Origin of the sequence: Shouchella xiaoxiensis (assembly GCF_016907895.1) — a bacterium.
In the GTDB taxonomy this organism is placed as follows: Bacteria; Bacillota; Bacilli; order Bacillales; family Bacillaceae_D; genus Shouchella; species Shouchella xiaoxiensis.
In genome coordinates, this window is the sequence record NZ_JAFBCV010000005.1 from 96,047 (window position 1) to 111,687 (window position 15,641).

Here is a 15,641-nt window from a genome sequence, read left to right on the forward strand (position 1 = left end):
ATTAATTCGCGCTAACAATGTCGTACCATTCATTTACTTCTTTTTCAACTTCTTCTCCACCAGACGTCTTCCATTGCTCGACTAATGAATCAAATTGATCAACGGATGTTTCTCCATAGATCATTTTGTTAAAGCCTTCACTAAGCATGGTGTCTAAGGCGTCTCCACGGCTAACCATTGTATCGGTCGGCGCTCCAGTGAACATACTTGCAACCTGGTCTTCCGCACCATCAACAACAATTTCTGCACCTGCCCAAGCTTGTTCAGGATAGTTTAAGTACATTTTCTGTTCAAACGGCGTTGTTGGCTCTTCCCCGCGCGCAAATCCAGCAAGCGTATTAATATAGAGCGATGGAATTCTTGCCCCATCGTACGTTAACGTATATTTAACCGGGTCAATACCGCCGCCAGGGATATCATCGTCATCGTAGCTGACTTCACCGTCTTCCATCACGTAGTCATACCCTTCAGCAAAACCGTATTCAAATTCTCCACCAGCTTCGGGATTAGCATAATTCTCAAACAAGTAGTTTTGATAAACAAAGAATGCTTGAATCTCATCTTCTGAAGCATCTTCACTAATCATGACAGAACCGTTTTGCGAAGTAACCCCTGTTGCACGACCCTTTAACCCATCAGGACCTGCAGGAATATCGTATGCTTTGTATTCAGCACCATCGACGTTCTCATGAAGTTCTGCTAATGGCCAATCAGGCATCCAGTGCGGACCTGCAATAATTCCGGCTCTACCTGCCGTAAATAGCTCTGCTGCTTTCCCTTCATCCCACAGTCCTGCTTCTGGATGCAAATACTTTTCGTCCATCCAGCGATTCAAAGTTTCTAGTGCACCTTTCATTTCCGGCTGAATATCACCGTTTACAAGTGTGCCATCCTCAGCAAGGTTCCACTGGTTTGGCATTGCACCATATGCACCAAACACCCAGTCAAGCGTCGACATCCAAGTATTCAACTGGTTGGCAAAGCCTGCTGCCACTCCGTAGACTTGTTCGCCCGTTCCAGTCGGATCTCCATTCACAAACGCATCCATAATGTTCTCAATATCTTCAAGTGTTTCAGGTGCTTCTAGACCTAAATTATCCATCCAGTCTTGACGAATGAATAAAACCGTATCACCATTCATTTCATAATCTAAGATTGGAATAGCAAAGCGACCTTCTTCACGTGTATACGGGTCCCAGGCATGGGGATCATCCGCCATTGCTTGTTTCCACGTATCTGAAGCATATTTTTCAAATACTTCACCGACCTCAATCACTCTGCCTGAATCGATAATATCTTGCGTTAAGCCACTTCTTAAAGCCAATATTGACGGGAATGGCTGGTTATTAGTCATTTCAAGCTGTAGCTTCGTTTCAAATGTTTCACCTGGTCCACTTGTAGTCCAGATGTAATTTAAATCAATATTAAACGTATCTTTAACCCAATCCGTATGAACATTGTCTTGAATGGTTTCTCCTTCACGAAAGAAAATATCTCCAGATACGTGTTTAATTAAATCTAATTGCACAGGCTCTTCAAAGCGCTCCGGTAATTCAGCTGCTGAACCGACCGCATCTAACGTACTCTCTCTCGGTCCTGAGTCATTATTACAGCCAACTAAAACAACTGCTGCTACACTCGTCAACAAAATGGAACTATACTTTTTCAAAAAGTGCTCCCCCTTTAATTTCGTCTCATCTTCTCCCAACGTATTGCAACGAAAAGGCATTCTATAAATGGATGACGGAATAATTCGTAATGTAAGCCTTTTCAATAAGTAATATACCGTTTTTTTTCACATTTAGAAATGCTACTTCTTTTAGATTTATAGTACTTTTTCTACTTGTTTGAAAAGGCTTACATAAATAGTCATAAAAAAGGGAAGAGGAGCTTGATCTGAATCAAGCTCTCCTTCCAATTTGCATGGAAACGGAATCAGCTAACGCCTTATAACCAATCAGTTGGTAAATATGATTCGACGTTGGGTTAGACAAATCCGTGTATAAAAGAAGTGACTCATACCCCAGCTGTAAACAGTGTTTGCTTAAAGCTGCAACACAATCTGAGGCATAGCCTTTCTTTCGTTCACTTACTGGTGTATAAACAAGATTTATCGTAATCGTCTTATCGACTGGCCTAGTTAAATTTGCCATTGAAACAGGCACACCGTCAACTACATATAGATAAAGCCCATTCTTGATTAGCTGTTGCTCCGCGGCTTTACGTGCCTCTTCAAGCGGCAACGGATTTCCAGGTGTGATACATGTTTGGAAATCAGAAATCCACTCTGTAATTAGCGGCAGGTTTTCCGGAGTCATCTTCACTAATGTTCCTTTATGTGCTTCTGTATGGCTGACCTCTTTTAATGTGTAAAGCCGCTGTTGCATATGCACGCTTGTTGTCGTATTCCGTTCCTCCGCTATCGTCTCAGCTAATCGCATCGTCTCACGCTTTAATCCGATCACTCTTTCAATTTTTGTTTTCGCAAGTAGCTCTGCCAACGGCTTATAGTCAAGTGAAGGTTGTTTTATGTCAAAGGCGACAATTGCTTGCTCAGGAATTGTTTGCAGACAAGCCAAAACCGGAATAGTATCTTTATACGCGACCGCCATTAAGAGCGGTTCATTGCCATTTTTCATTGATTGCAAGAGGAGGCCGATGAGCAAATTGTTTTCTAGTAAGTTCTGCTCAAGCATACAACGGACATCTTCATAAAAAGAGTGACTGCTCTTATACGTAATGACGTTCATAAAAACCTCCTTCTGACGGTTTAAGCACGCTCTTCAACTAGAGAAACAAGCGTTGTAATGACCTGAACCGCTTTTTTCATATGGTCAATTGAAATGTATTCATAGCGTCCGTGATAATTCTGTCCACCGGTAAAAAGATTCGGGGTAGGCAACCCCTTATACGATAACTGGGACCCGTCTGTTCCACCACGAATTGGTCCCACTATTGGTTCAATCTCGCATTGTTTCATGGCATCAAGCGCATACTCAACGATCTCTTTTTGCGGTTCGACTTTCTCACGCATATTGTAATACTGATCTCTAATTTCAATGGAAACATTGTCTTTTCCATGCTTATCCTGCATCTGTCTAACAATCGCTTCCATCTTCGCTTTTCTAGCTGCAAACTGTTTGCGATCAAAATCGCGGATAATAAACTTCAGTTCAGCAAAATCGGTATCGCCAGTCATTCCTAATAGATGATAAAACCCTTCGTAGCCTTCAGTAAATTCAGGTGATTCCTCCGCTGGCAGCTGCGCATGAAACTCCATTGCCCGCTTCATCGCGTTAACCATTTTGTTCTTTGCTGTTCCAGGGTGCGTACTTACGCCTTGAAACGATACTTTAGCAGCCGCTGCATTAAAGCTTTCGAATTGAAACTCTCCAAGTGGACCTCCATCCAGTGTATAGGCGAAATCAGCGCCAAATGCCGCCACATCAAAGTGACTTGGTCCTCTACCAATCTCTTCGTCAGGCGTAAAAGCGACTCGAATTTTTCCATGTTTCACTTCAGGATGAGTAATTAGATAATCCAGTGCTGTCATAATCTCTGCAATGCCTGCTTTGTCATCTGCGCCAAGTAGAGTTGTACCATCTGTCGTCATTAATGTTTGTCCTTTGTATGACTCTAGCTCAGGGAATTGTTTTGGCGATAACGTAATTTCATCATTAAGCTTAATGTCTCCCCCTTGATATTCATGGATTTGCGGCTTGACGTTCTCCCCGGTGAAATCAGTCGCTGTATCCAAGTGGGCTAGTAAACCCACAACAGGAACCTCTTTCTCGGAGTTGCTTTCAAGAGTTGCCATAACATAGCCGTTCTCATCAATTGTTACTTCCGTTAACCCTAATTCCTTTAATTCATTTACGAGCATTTGGCCAAGCTCTAATTGGCCAGTTGTTGTTGGAACCGTTGTACTTTCCTCAGATGACTGCGTGTTGACTTGTGCATATTTTGTTAAGCGCTCAATCAATTGTTTTTTCATATCATAGACCTCACTTCTAATTATGTTACCAATAGTATAGCAAGGAATGAGGGATTATCTACGTTTTGCGTTCGCATTTCAAAAAAATAAAAAGTCATCGCTCTAATCATCAATTTATGATATATTCATATACATGCATAATTATAAATTTATACCAAAAACAAATTTTTAAAAATAAAAAAGACGAACAACTAAGAAGTGAGGGTGATGATCATCGAACATATGGGCTTTATTTCACTAATTCCGCCCCTTTTAGCGGTTGGATTAGCCATTATTACAAAAAATGTACTCGTTTCACTATTCACAGGATTGTTTGCAGGCGTTCTTTTATTAACTAGTGGAAATCCGATCACTGCGACAACTGAGACAATCGGTGAATATTTATTCCCTCAATTAACGGACAGCTATAATGCAGCCGTACTTGTTTTACTCCTATTTATTGGTGGGTTTGTTGGTTTAATAGAGAAGTCTGGGGGATCTGCTGCTTTAGCACAACAAGCTGTCCGCTTCTTAACAACAAAAGCAAAAACACAAATGGCCGCCTGGTTTGGTGGACTAATGATTTTCTTCTCCGATCTAGGTTCTCCGCTAATTGTTGGACCTATTTTTGAAAAGATTTTTGATAAAGCAAAGATTTCTCGTGAAAAACTGGCGTGGATTATTGATTCAACCGCTTCTCCCTTAGCCGTTATGATTCCGTTTATTGGTTGGGGTGTATACATTATGGGCTTGATACGCCAGGAATTTGAAAACATCGGTTCCGACATGTCGGAGTTTACAGTATTTCTAGAGGTGATTCCTTTTCAACTATATCCAATTTTAGCCGTATCGATCGTTCCGTTAATTGCGTTAACAAAGCTAGATTTTGGTCCAATGGCACGAGCTGAAAAAAGGGTTGAAGAAACAGGTGAACTTTATTGGAAAAACTCTCGCCCACTCCGATACAGCGAAAAAATCGATGAGAATCAAAAAAGTTATGCCATTCTTATTTGGCTCCCATTACTCACGCTGTTTATTACTCTATTCGGTCTTTTGTATACATATGGTTTCCCGTTTGAACCCGTTGCTGGGGGAGATTTTCGCGTTGCCTTAAGCACCGCTTATCTGTTTGCTAGTATCGTTCTTATCGGTCTGATGGTTCTTTTAAGAGTAAAGCGTTTTTCAGAGGCTTTTGAGCTTTATACAAAGGGAATGCAGAAAATGGTATTTGTTCTGGCAACACTTGTTCTCGCATGGGCGCTTGGAACGGTCATTAGTGAAATGGGGACCGCTAATTACGTCATTGAACTTCTTCAGGACAGCGTACCGAGCTATCTCGTTCCAGCAATCTTGTTTATTGTTGCTGTTTGTATTTCTTTAGCAACAGCCACTTCGTGGGGAACGTTTGCGATTATGATGCCCTTTGCTATTCCAATGGCTTTTGGTCTTGATGCCCATCTGGCCGTTTGTATTGGTGCGGTTCTCTCAGGCGGGATCTTTGGTGATCATTGCTCACCTATTTCTGATACAACCATTTTATCTTCGACTGGCGCAGGTTGCGACAATGTTGATCATGTTAAGACGCAGTTTCCTTATGCCGTAATGAATGGCTTGATTGCCTTTGTCACGTTTATTCTGGCTGGAATTACAGGAAGCTCGCTCGTGTTCTTAATAGCTCTATCTTTAATGATTATGACCGTTTTCTTCCTCTCAAAATTAAAACCAAAGCTTTCACAAGTTTAAAAAGAGAGTTGCAATTTCTTTTTTCATCGCTTATACTTCTAAAAAATAAGCAAACGCATTTATGAAGGACATGATGTAAAAGCTCGTTTTCTTAAGCAGAGAATCAAGGTCATTGGCTGAGAACCTTGAAGAAAACCCTTTTAGATTACCACCTTGAAGCTAGTACGGGGAGAATCCGTACTCGGTCGAACCGTTATCTCGCTTAAGAACACTGCTTTATTGCATTGTAAGAATTAGGGTGGAACCACGACCACACACGTCCCTTGTACAGGGATGGGTGTGGTCTTTTTTATTGATTGTTAAGGAAAAAAAAGCGTTGAAGAGGATATGCTTCATGATTATTCATTCGACAGAGAACGAGGTCTCGGCTGCAAACCTTGTGTTTGAATTCATGTAGTACCACCTTGAAGCTAGTGTGCGGAAATGCGCACTCGGTCGTACCGTTATCTCGTTTAAGAGCAATGCCTTTCGACGCATTGTAAAAGTAGGGTGGAACCACGACCACACACGTCCCTTGTATTGGGATGAGTGTGGTCTTTTATTCGTTTGAGGAGGAGAAAAAATGATGGAACAAGAACAGAATCACCAAAAAATTGGGCAGGAATTACAGTTATTTACGACGCTTGAAGAAGCTCCAGGTATGCCTTTCTTTTTACCAAAAGGGATGGTCATTCGTAATGAATTAGAGTCCTTATGGAAATCACTGCATCAACAAAACGGCTACGAAGAAATTCGTACACCCATCATGATGAAGCAGCATATTTGGGAACAATCAGGACATTGGGATCATTATCATGAAAACATGTTCTTCTCACAAGTTGATCAGCACTCCTATGCCTTAAAACCAATGAGTTGTCCTGGCGCGGTCTTATTGTATAATCAAAAAAGAAGAAGCTATAAAGAACTGCCTGTACGCTATGCTGAACTTGGCCTTGTTCACCGTTATGAACAGTCTGGTTCTTTGAACGGGTTGTTACGCGTCCGTTCCTTTACGCAAGATGATGCTCATTTATTTGTTCGGCTTGATCAAATTGAAGAAGAGCTTGCAAACGTCATAAAGCTCGTTGAGCAGGTTTACAGCCACTTTGGTTTTGACTACCATGTTGAGCTCTCTACTCGCCCCCCTAACTCGATGGGTTCAGACGAACAGTGGTCACTTGCAGAGAGAGCACTCGAATCCGTTTTAAAAGCAAAAACGATCGATTATCAGTTAAATCCAGGCGACGGTGCCTTTTATGGACCAAAAATTGACTTTCATCTTAAGGATTCAAAAGGAAGAAGCTGGCAGTGCGGAACAATCCAATTAGATTTTCAAATGCCGGAAAAATTCAACTGTTCCTACATTGATAGTGAGAATCAACAACAAACACCGATTTTAATTCACCGCGCGATATATGGAGCTATTGAGCGGTTTATGGCAGTTTTAATTGAACATTATGAAGGTGCCTTCCCGTACTGGCTTGCACCAGTGCAAGTTGTGCTTCTTCCAATCCACGAATCTCATCTCGATTACGCACAATCTGTTCAAGAAACATTAAAGGCTGCCGGTGTTCGAGTTGAACTAGAAAAACCGGATCAATCCTTTAAAGCGAGAATTCGCAAAGCAAAGAAAGAGAAAGTTCCTTATCTGTTCATTATCGGCAATAACGAAAAAGATTCCGCTTCCGTCTCTGTTCAGGACAGAGCACAAAATCAACTTAACCAGACAGTTGTTGATTTTTTGGCACAACGCCAGGAGGATAGCTTATCTTAACAAGGAAAGGAGTTGTACTGATTGAAAGCTTTACTCGTTATTGATGTTCAAGTTGGCCTCATTTCACAAGGTGACTTCGCTAAAGAAGTCTCGCTTATTGCAAAAGTATGCGAGCAATTCCAACAAGACCAATCCCCGGTGATTTTCTTAAAACATGTATCACAGGATGAAACAAGTCCATTTTATGAGCAAAAAACAAGTGCCTCACTCGTAGAGGCACTTGTACCTTATGCGACGCAAATCATCAAAAAAGAAACGCCAAATGCTTTTTATCAAACATCACTGCAAGCTGCTTTAGAAGCAGAAAACGTTACACACTTATTTATAACCGGCTTTAACGCCGAATTTTGCTGCATGTTTACAACCGTTGCCTCGCATATGTTAGGTTATAAAGTCACATACCTCGAAGAAGCCGTCTCTTCTGTTAATAATGGTGACGTTTATGAGATGCCGCAGCTCGATGTTCCAGAGTTTATTGCGACTGTTTTTCACTGGTCAAATGTCGTTGAAGTACTGACAGACGAAGAATACAAAACGCTTTATACATAAAGGGTGCTCGAGTGATATTCGAATGATCATTTTTCATGGGGCAATCGCACAATAAACATTGCTCCTTTTCCTTTCTCACTTGTCACGTCAATGGTGCCGCCATGAAGCTTTACGATTTTAGCGACAATTGCTAACCCAAGACCATTGTTTGACTTCTCACTTGTTCTTGCTTGATCTTCTTTAAAAAATCGTTCAAAGATATACGGTTGTGCGGCTTCACTAATGCCTTGTCCGTTATCCGTTATCTTTATTTCGGTATGAGAGCTAGTTCGCCTACCTTCAATGGAAATAGTACCGCCGTGATGAGAAAATTTCAGCGCATTAGTAAATAAGTTAAGCCAGACTTGATAGAGAAGCTGCGCATCTGCTGAAACCTCGAGACTTGGCAAATCACTTTCAATGTATAGCTCTTTTTCACGCCACTTGAAAGCCGTCGCCTGAAAAACCTCCTTCCACTGTTGATTGAGAGAAACCTCTGACATCTCAGGACCACTGTTTTCTAAAGACGCAAGCGTTAATAACTGGCGACTAAGTGATGACAATCGCTTTGATTCAAGGTTAATTTGTTCAAGATAATACGCTTTCTGTTTGATGCTTAAATCCTTATCAGCAAGTGCCGTAGTCATCCCTTGAATGGTTGTTAAAGGAGACTGAATTTCATGAGATACATTTGCGACAAATTCTTGTCGCATCCCCTCTAACTGTTGCCATTCCTTCATCATTTTCGAAAATTGCAATGCCAGTTGTCCAATCTCATCTTTACGATTCGTCGGTAGAACAACGTCGAACTGTACTTTACTCAACCTCTTTGTTGCTCTCGTAAGTTGTTCAATCGGCGACACGATATACCGAGTGGAAACAAACACCAGTAAAATACTAAAAAGAATGATAAACGTAATCAAAATTGCTAAAAACTCGCGGAATTCGCCAAGCTGCTGCTCAATGCTTGGTCGAATAAAGAGGGCATACGTTTCATTATTAATCGTAATTGGGACACCAATTGAATTGCTAAGCTCGTTGTTAAAGAAGCCTGTTACGAATAATTGCCCTTCATTTTTAGAAACTCCAGAATACGTGCCGCCCGCTAACACCTCTTGCACATTCGACGCCTGTAACGTTTGCTCTCGAAACGCCTCTCCATAAAAGACTGGCTTAAGGCTTTGTTCATCAAAAATAGCTAGTTGATAACCGAGTTCGCCAAGATGCGTCAAGTACAGTTCCGCTTCTACGTCGGTTGCGCTGACAAACGTTTGTACTTCAGTCGCTATTTCCGTTAAGCGCTCTGCATTCTCGGGTTTTAAATAAAGTTGGTAATATACATTCGTCAACAGAAACGAAACGAGACTACTAAGTGCCATCACAGCAAGCGTTGTAAGAACAATTCGCACATACAATGTTTTCAATCCTGCACCTCAACTTTATACCCTACGCTCCGTATCGTTTCAATCATTAGTCCAGAATTTTTCCCGTTCAATCGTTCTCTTAAACGCTTAATATGGACATCTACGGTACGTTCATCACCAGCAAAATCGATTCCCCACACACGGTCAATTAACTGCGTCCGTGTAAACGTTCGCCCCGGCTGACTCGCTAAGTAATCTAGTAGCTCAAATTCTTTTAAAGGAAGCATCAGGACATGATCATGAATAATGACTTCGTAACTAGTACGATCGATTGTTGTTTGGCCAACCGTTCGTCGTTCTACTTGTTCTCTTAGATAGCGACGCAGCAATGCTTTTATGCGAAAAATTAATTCTTTCGGTTCAAACGGTTTTGTTAGATAATCATCTGTTCCGACTATAAACGCTTTTTCTTTATCCAGCAGCTGATCTTTAGCTGATAAGATCAGAATTGGTATGTCAAAATCTGTTCGGATTTCTTTACAAAGCTCATATCCATCTAAAAAAGGCATCATTAAGTCCACAACCGCTAAATCAATTTCATTTTCTGCCAGTAGATCTAAGGCCTCTTCTCCATGCTTCGCTTCTACGACATGGTAGTCATTCAACTCTAGCTGGCGTTTTATTACGTCACGGATGGAAGCATCATCATCAACTACAAGAATCTTCTCTCTCATTTGTTCGTACCCCCAAGCATTCATTCCTCCTCTTACTATTGCCCGTTCGTTACTAAAAATCAAGAATGGACACAAAAAAGATGAACATCTACAGACAATGTTCATCTCCTCCTATGACTATCCTTTAACGCCTGTTAGAGCGATTCCTTCAATAATTTGACGTTGCGCAAAGAAGTAAACAATTAATACCGGAACAACCGAGATCGTTGCACCTGCCATTAAAAGCGGCCACTGCGTTACGTATAACCCTTTAAACATTGCTAACATAAGTGGGACCGTGAATAAGTCCGTATCGCTTAAAAATGTAAGCGGTTGGATGAAGTTGTTCCAAATTCCAATAAATGAGAAGATCCCAAATGCCGCAAGTGCCGGTTTAATAAGAGGCACCATAATTCTCAAGTAAATAAACGCTGGGTTTGCTCCGTCAATAACGGCAGCTTCTTCCATCTCCTTTGGAATTCCAAGCATAAACTGGCGCAATAAAAACACACCAAAAGCATTAAACAACGCATTAGGCACGATGATTGATAAATGCGTGTTCACCCAGCCTAGCCCATCCATAATCAAGTAAAGAGGAATGAGTGTAACCTGCATCGGTACCATCATCGTTGCAAGAAAGGCAATAAACAACACCTTAGATCCAGGAAACTTCAATTTTGCAAAAGCATAAGCGGCCATCGAGCAGGTCACTACTTGGCTCACCACAACGATCGTGGAGATATAAAAACTATTCCAGTATGCTCTTCCAAAGGGCATTGCCTGTAGTGAATCAGTAAAGTTACTCCACATAACTGGACTCGGAATGAATTCAGGTGGTATTGCAAACATTTGCTCAAATGATTTCAAACTGCTTAGCCCCATCCAAATGAATGGACCAGCCATGACAAGCGAACCAACAATCAAGGCAAAATGGAGCAAAATGCGCGAGAGCCGAAGCTTCTTTTTTGGTTTTTGATAATGAACTTGCTTATCGACCGCCGTCTTCATAATGCACCCACTTTCTTGAAACCGTAAACTGAATCAATGTAAAGATTAAAATAATGATAAACAGAATCATTGCTGCTGATGTACTTGTACCAAATGACTGACGTGTGAAGGCTTCATCAAAAATATGAAGAACCAAGGTGTAGCTAGCTTTACCAGGACCACCTTGTGTCATAACGTATGCTTGGTCAAATACTTGAAACGAGCCAATCACGGTCATGATCGCGACAAAGAATGTCGTTGGCGACAAGAGCGGAAACGTGATGTGCCGGAACTTCTGCCAACCTGTTGCACCATCGATTTCAGCAGCTTCATAATAACTCCTTGAGATTCCCTGTAGTCCGGCTAAAAAAATAACCATATTCGTACCTAAGCCCCACCAAATGCTGAGCATCGCAATAGAAGGCAGCACCAAGTTACGGTCAGTAAGCCAGTTTGGCCCATCGATCCCTACAATCGCAAGAAGCTGGTTAATCAAGCCGAAGTCACCGTTTAACAGCCACATCCAGATTACCGCAATAGATACGGAGCTTGTGACAACTGGCATAAAGAAGAACATTCGATAAAAATCTTTCCCTTTTACTTTGTTTAACGCAAGCGCAGCAAGCATTGCTGCAATAATTCCACCAGGTATAACCATCAACGAATAGATCGTCGTATTACGTAACGCTGTCGTGAAATTCGGGTCTTGAAATTGCGTAATATAGTTTTCAAATCCGATAAATGTACGTTCACCAAATCCGTCCCATTGCATAAAGCTAATCATTAAAGCAAACAGAAGTGGGAGCAGCGAGAAGCACACCATTCCAATCATTTGCGGGGCGATAAATGCATAACCCCACCATTTCTCTCGCTTTGAATACATGCGTATCCCTCCTTATTTAGCGCCAGAGAAGCCCAGCTACAGCTCCTCTGGCTTTTCTATTATTCGTCTAAAGCTGCTTTTGCCACCCTGCTTGCTTCATCTAAAGCTTCTTCTCCAGTCATATCACCTAGCAGCATCAACTCATAAATTTCATCAAGATCATTATTTAAACCCGGCGATGTAAATTCGTAATTAATGACTCTGCCTACGCTTCTCGCGTCGAGCAAGTACTGACCGTGTTCTGGTCTATCCTGATTGAGCACAATATCATCAATACCTTCAACAGATGGAACGGCATTTCCTTCGCCATCAAGACGAACACGTTGACCTTCCATTGACGTGTAATATGAGATGAATTTCTGCGCTTCCTCTACGTGTTCACTCTTAGAGTTAGCAGCCATGTAAGCGGTTGCGATTGTTGCCGTTTCAATTGGCTCACCCGTGTTAGATGGAAAAGGAATATAATCAAAATCCAGACTTGTTTGCAAGAACATTGGCGTGAGCCAGCGTCCAGCAGAAACGAAACCGACAGAATTCGTCATGAACATTCCCTCAATGCCTTGGCCATCTGGCATTGTTCCAGCATAGGTAAAGTTACCAGCCTGAACCATCTCATCCACATATTCAAACGCTTCAAGTGTAAGCTCATCCGTATCAGCGACAATTGCATCATCCGTAGCAAAGTTGCCACCGTTGGTCCATACCCAGTTAATGAGATTGCCGTGGCCACTTTCTTGCACATAACCATGATTTCCCGCTTCCTTTAGCTTCCCGGTTATTTCTGCGAACGTATCCCAATTCCAATTGCCTTGCTCAAAATACGTCTGCGGCGACTCAATACCTGCGTCTTCAAGCAACGTTTTATTGTAGTACATCAAGATTGGATTGCAATCAACCGGTAATCCGTAAACAATCTCATCTTGTTTGGACGGACCCCAAATATCGTCAGTAAATTCAGACTCTTGAACGTATGACTCATCTGTTCCCATGAAGTCAGACATCGGTTCAATTGTGCCGTTGGCGATTAAAGTAGACATGTTCTCAGACCCAACATAAAACACATCCGGTGCCTGCCCGCCTTGAAGCCGTGTTGTTAACGTTTGAAAATAGTTGTCATTTGGAATACCTGTTAACGTCACTTGAATTTCATCCTGTTCTTCATTAAAGGCATCAACAGCGCGATTATACACTTCTAATTCGGCAGGATTCCCCCATGCAGAGAAGGAAAGTTCAACCACATCTTCCCCACCTGATGAACCTTGATTACAGCCTGCTAGTAATGCAATCGCCATCGTTGAGACAAGTCCATACTCCATGCTTTTCTTCATTTTGTTATCCTCCTATTTGATTGTAATCGTTTTCAAGTTATACTATGAAAATAGGGTAAATATTTAGATAAAACAAATGTCTTTCTCTCATTATACGATGAAAGAAGTCATTTTTAATTGGTAAGATTTTTGCGATAAAGGGTAATTTATTGCGAGTCGGTTGTTCCACTAATTGACTTAGGAGGCGTTTGATTATGGACGAAAAACCAGCTTTTACGAGAGGCGCACATTCATTCACGTTTCAATTTTTACCTGAAACGGGTTTGTTAAGCATGTGGAACATAGGGTGGGAAGTTCAAATGAACCCCCATTATTACTGGGATGGTCGCACACGCTACGTTGACCACAATACATTGATCTTCCAATATACTCTAGCTGGAAAAGGCATGTTAGAGATCTCGGAAAAAACGTATGAATTAACACAAAACCAAGCTTTTCTCGTATCTGTGCCAGGATCTCATCGCTATTATTACCCAAAACACGCAACCGAACCGTGGGAGTTCATTTATATTGCACTTCAAGGACCAACGGTTGAAGATATTTGTCACCGCCTGACGCGCTACTCAGGCCCTGTTTTTTCGTTGCCGATCGATTCATCGTTAATTCGTTCGCTTTTTTCTATCTATGCGGAAACCCAAGCCGACCGGCTTCGAGATCCTTATCTAGCTGCAGCCCAAGGGTACCAATTTCTACTAGAATGCTTTCGCGTTCTATCTGAAGAAATACCAAAGGGTGATTCTTATTACTATCAACAGGCGATCACCTATATTGAAGCAAACTATCATTTACCCCTTTCTCTTGATGAGATTGCTGGCGAAATTGGAATCTCCCGCTACAGTTTAATTCGCTTATTTAAAAGTCAATTAAATCGGTCGCCGATGAACTTTGTCAGCGAATTACGGATTCGCAAAGCCTGTTCCATGTTAATCCATACCAATCGCCCGATTAAACGCATCTCTCAAGAAGTTGGTTTTCAAGACGATAACTACTTCCATAAAGTATTTAAGCGCTATACCGGTCTCAGCGCTGGTCACTTTCGAAAAAGCGGGGATTTATCACAACTATTTTCTAGCAAAACGCAAAAAAGATAATGAGGAACGAGATGTTAAGGACATTATCCTCTTATTACAAACGTAACAACTAGATCTCTTTTCCTGTAATACTTAACGAAAACTATGGCAAAACATCTTGATCTTCCTGCACAGTTCCCTAGCTCTATGTAAGTTTACTTAACAAGGTTTCGTCTTCCCATCATCCGTGTATACTCTATTACACAGTCATCACAGATGAGAAAGGACGTGACTTAATATGGAGCAGAGATTAAATTGGATAGACGTGGCAAAAGGCTTAGGTATTCTTCTTGTTGTCATGAGCCACGCTCCCATGAACCCTGAACTCAAAGCCTTTTTATTTGCATTCCATATGCCTTTATTCTTCTATTTATCCGGTGCGGTTTTTCGTCCGAAAAGCATCAGCACATGGTCATTTATAAAAAAGAAAGCTCGATCGCTCTTATTGCCCTACTTTTTCTTTTCAGCGCTTTCTTATGTATTTTGGTATTTTATCGTCCGACATTTCTCCTTTTCACCAGGTGAAGGGGTTAATCCAGTTGATCCATTGTCAGGCATCCTAATTTCCACACCTGAAAATTATGGCTTGACTTACAATCCAGCAATCTGGTTTTTAACCTGTTTATTCGTTGTTGAGCTTGTATTCTTTCTTTATCATAAAGTAAGCAAAGGACAAGGCTTATGGTTCTTTATTCTTTTCATAGGGGTTGCAGGATATGCGACGACGTTTCTTGAGTACGCTTTACCATGGAATGGCTTTGTTGCTTTAACTGCTCTTGTTTTTTATGGTCTTGGCTATAAAACGAAACAGATCTGGAGCAGTCTCTCATGGAGAATGACAATACCTGTTGTAACCGTGCTGTTTCTTCTTGTATACACAGTGCAGTCATTAAATGCAGAACGAATTGATATGCGCGCAAATATTATAGGAGATGGGTTCTATTTCTATTTAGCAGCGCTAATAGGAATTACGGCATTCTTGCTCTTTGTTCAAAAAATCGATCATTCTCGTTCGCTTTTATTCCTCGGCAAAAATTCAATTGTTATTCTTGTCTTGCATATGCCGATACTAAACGTTGTTCGCGCTGTCTTTCATTACGGATTAGGAATTGATTTAAGCGTTGCGAATACATTGCCGTGGACGATTCTGTTTACAGCAACCACTGTATTGCTTACAATTCCATTCATATTCCTGTTTAATCGTTTTCCTTGGTTTCTCGGGAAGCCCCCAAAACAAACCAATGACGCGCCTCAAAAAGCGTTTCATTTACAGAAAAAAGCCGCTCTCTAAGAGTGGCT

13 protein-coding genes are annotated in these 15,641 nt (G+C 41.4%); 5 read left to right on the forward strand and 8 right to left on the reverse strand.

The features are described from left to right. Position 1: 1 nt before the first annotated feature. From JOC54_RS09665 to pepT, 3 genes are all read right to left on the reverse strand, one after another. Entirely contained in the window at positions 2-1,669 is a 1,668-nt protein-coding gene (locus JOC54_RS09665) for an extracellular solute-binding protein (protein WP_239586655.1), read from the reverse strand. Positions 1,670-1,901: 232 nt separating this feature from the next. After that, the gene (locus tag JOC54_RS09670; protein WP_204465962.1) at positions 1,902-2,750 is read right to left on the reverse strand and encodes a GNAT family N-acetyltransferase; all 849 of its coding nucleotides are present in this window, start codon (positions 2,748-2,750) and stop codon (positions 1,902-1,904) included. A gap of 20 nt (positions 2,751-2,770) precedes the next feature. Next, entirely contained in the window at positions 2,771-3,994 is a 1,224-nt protein-coding gene (gene pepT, locus JOC54_RS09675; RefSeq protein ID WP_204465964.1) for a peptidase T, read from the reverse strand. Positions 3,995-4,201: 207 nt separating this feature from the next. Here pepT and JOC54_RS09680 point away from each other — a divergent pair, with 207 nt between their 5' ends. From JOC54_RS09680 to JOC54_RS09690, 3 genes are all read left to right on the forward strand, one after another. Beyond that, positions 4,202-5,716, forward strand: a complete 1,515-nt coding sequence (locus JOC54_RS09680; protein ID WP_239586656.1) for a Na+/H+ antiporter NhaC family protein — start codon at positions 4,202-4,204, stop codon at positions 5,714-5,716. A 562-nt stretch (positions 5,717-6,278) separates the two neighbouring features. Then, on the forward strand, positions 6,279-7,469 hold the full coding sequence (gene thrS, locus JOC54_RS09685; protein ID WP_367617785.1) for a threonine--tRNA ligase: 1,191 nt from the start codon (positions 6,279-6,281) through the stop codon (positions 7,467-7,469). Between the two features lie 21 nt (positions 7,470-7,490). Further along, the gene (locus JOC54_RS09690) at positions 7,491-8,018 is read left to right on the forward strand and encodes an isochorismatase family protein (protein WP_204465966.1); all 528 of its coding nucleotides are present in this window, start codon (positions 7,491-7,493) and stop codon (positions 8,016-8,018) included. A 26-nt stretch (positions 8,019-8,044) separates the two neighbouring features. On the opposite strand, the gene JOC54_RS09695 is transcribed toward JOC54_RS09690, so the two are convergent. The 5 genes from JOC54_RS09695 to JOC54_RS09715 all read right to left on the reverse strand — a co-directional run bounded on the left by JOC54_RS09695 (position 8,045) and on the right by JOC54_RS09715 (position 13,272). Continuing rightward, a complete protein-coding gene (locus JOC54_RS09695; protein ID WP_204465968.1) occupies positions 8,045-9,421 on the reverse strand; it encodes a sensor histidine kinase in 1,377 nt (458 codons plus the stop codon). Further along, on the reverse strand, positions 9,418-10,095 hold the full coding sequence (locus JOC54_RS09700) for a response regulator transcription factor (protein WP_204465970.1): 678 nt from the start codon (positions 10,093-10,095) through the stop codon (positions 9,418-9,420). Before JOC54_RS09700 ends, JOC54_RS09695 begins: the two co-directional genes overlap by 4 nt. A 117-nt stretch (positions 10,096-10,212) precedes the next feature. Then, complete coding sequence (locus JOC54_RS09705; RefSeq protein WP_051990996.1) at positions 10,213-11,082, reverse strand: carbohydrate ABC transporter permease; 870 nt, start codon at positions 11,080-11,082, stop codon at positions 10,213-10,215. Continuing rightward, entirely contained in the window at positions 11,063-11,944 is an 882-nt protein-coding gene (locus tag JOC54_RS09710) for a carbohydrate ABC transporter permease (RefSeq protein ID WP_035418177.1), read from the reverse strand. Before JOC54_RS09710 ends, JOC54_RS09705 begins: the two co-directional genes overlap by 20 nt. Before the next feature lie 59 nt (positions 11,945-12,003). Continuing rightward, on the reverse strand, positions 12,004-13,272 hold the full coding sequence (locus tag JOC54_RS09715; protein WP_204465973.1) for an ABC transporter substrate-binding protein: 1,269 nt from the start codon (positions 13,270-13,272) through the stop codon (positions 12,004-12,006). Between the two features lie 194 nt (positions 13,273-13,466). Between JOC54_RS09715 and JOC54_RS09720 the strand changes: the two genes are divergently transcribed. Then, positions 13,467-14,363, forward strand: coding sequence for an AraC family transcriptional regulator (locus JOC54_RS09720; protein WP_204465975.1), 897 nt, complete (start codon positions 13,467-13,469; stop codon positions 14,361-14,363). Between the two features lie 217 nt (positions 14,364-14,580). Beyond that, positions 14,581-15,633, forward strand: coding sequence for an acyltransferase family protein (locus tag JOC54_RS09725; RefSeq protein WP_204465977.1), 1,053 nt, complete (start codon positions 14,581-14,583; stop codon positions 15,631-15,633). The last annotated feature ends 8 nt before the right edge of the window (positions 15,634-15,641 follow it).

Excerpts from the sequence above, each read along its gene's own strand:
- JOC54_RS09670 (WP_204465962.1), bottom strand. The coding sequence starts at position 2,750 with ATGAACGTCATTACGTATAAGAGCAGTCACTCTTTTTATGAAGATGTC.
- pepT (WP_204465964.1), bottom strand. The coding sequence starts at position 3,994 with ATGAAAAAACAATTGATTGAGCGCTTAACAAAATATGCACAAGTCAAC.
- JOC54_RS09680 (WP_239586656.1), top strand. The coding sequence starts at position 4,202 with ATGATCATCGAACATATGGGCTTTATTTCACTAATTCCGCCCCTTTTA.
- thrS (WP_367617785.1), top strand. The coding sequence starts at position 6,279 with ATGATGGAACAAGAACAGAATCACCAAAAAATTGGGCAGGAATTACAG.
- JOC54_RS09700 (WP_204465970.1), bottom strand. The coding sequence starts at position 10,095 with ATGAGAGAGAAGATTCTTGTAGTTGATGATGATGCTTCCATCCGTGAC.
- JOC54_RS09705 (WP_051990996.1), bottom strand. The coding sequence starts at position 11,082 with ATGAAGACGGCGGTCGATAAGCAAGTTCATTATCAAAAACCAAAAAAG.
- JOC54_RS09710 (WP_035418177.1), bottom strand. The coding sequence starts at position 11,944 with ATGTATTCAAAGCGAGAGAAATGGTGGGGTTATGCATTTATCGCCCCG.
- JOC54_RS09715 (WP_204465973.1), bottom strand. The coding sequence starts at position 13,272 with ATGAAGAAAAGCATGGAGTATGGACTTGTCTCAACGATGGCGATTGCA.
- JOC54_RS09720 (WP_204465975.1), top strand. The coding sequence starts at position 13,467 with ATGGACGAAAAACCAGCTTTTACGAGAGGCGCACATTCATTCACGTTT.
- JOC54_RS09725 (WP_204465977.1), top strand. The coding sequence starts at position 14,581 with ATGGAGCAGAGATTAAATTGGATAGACGTGGCAAAAGGCTTAGGTATT.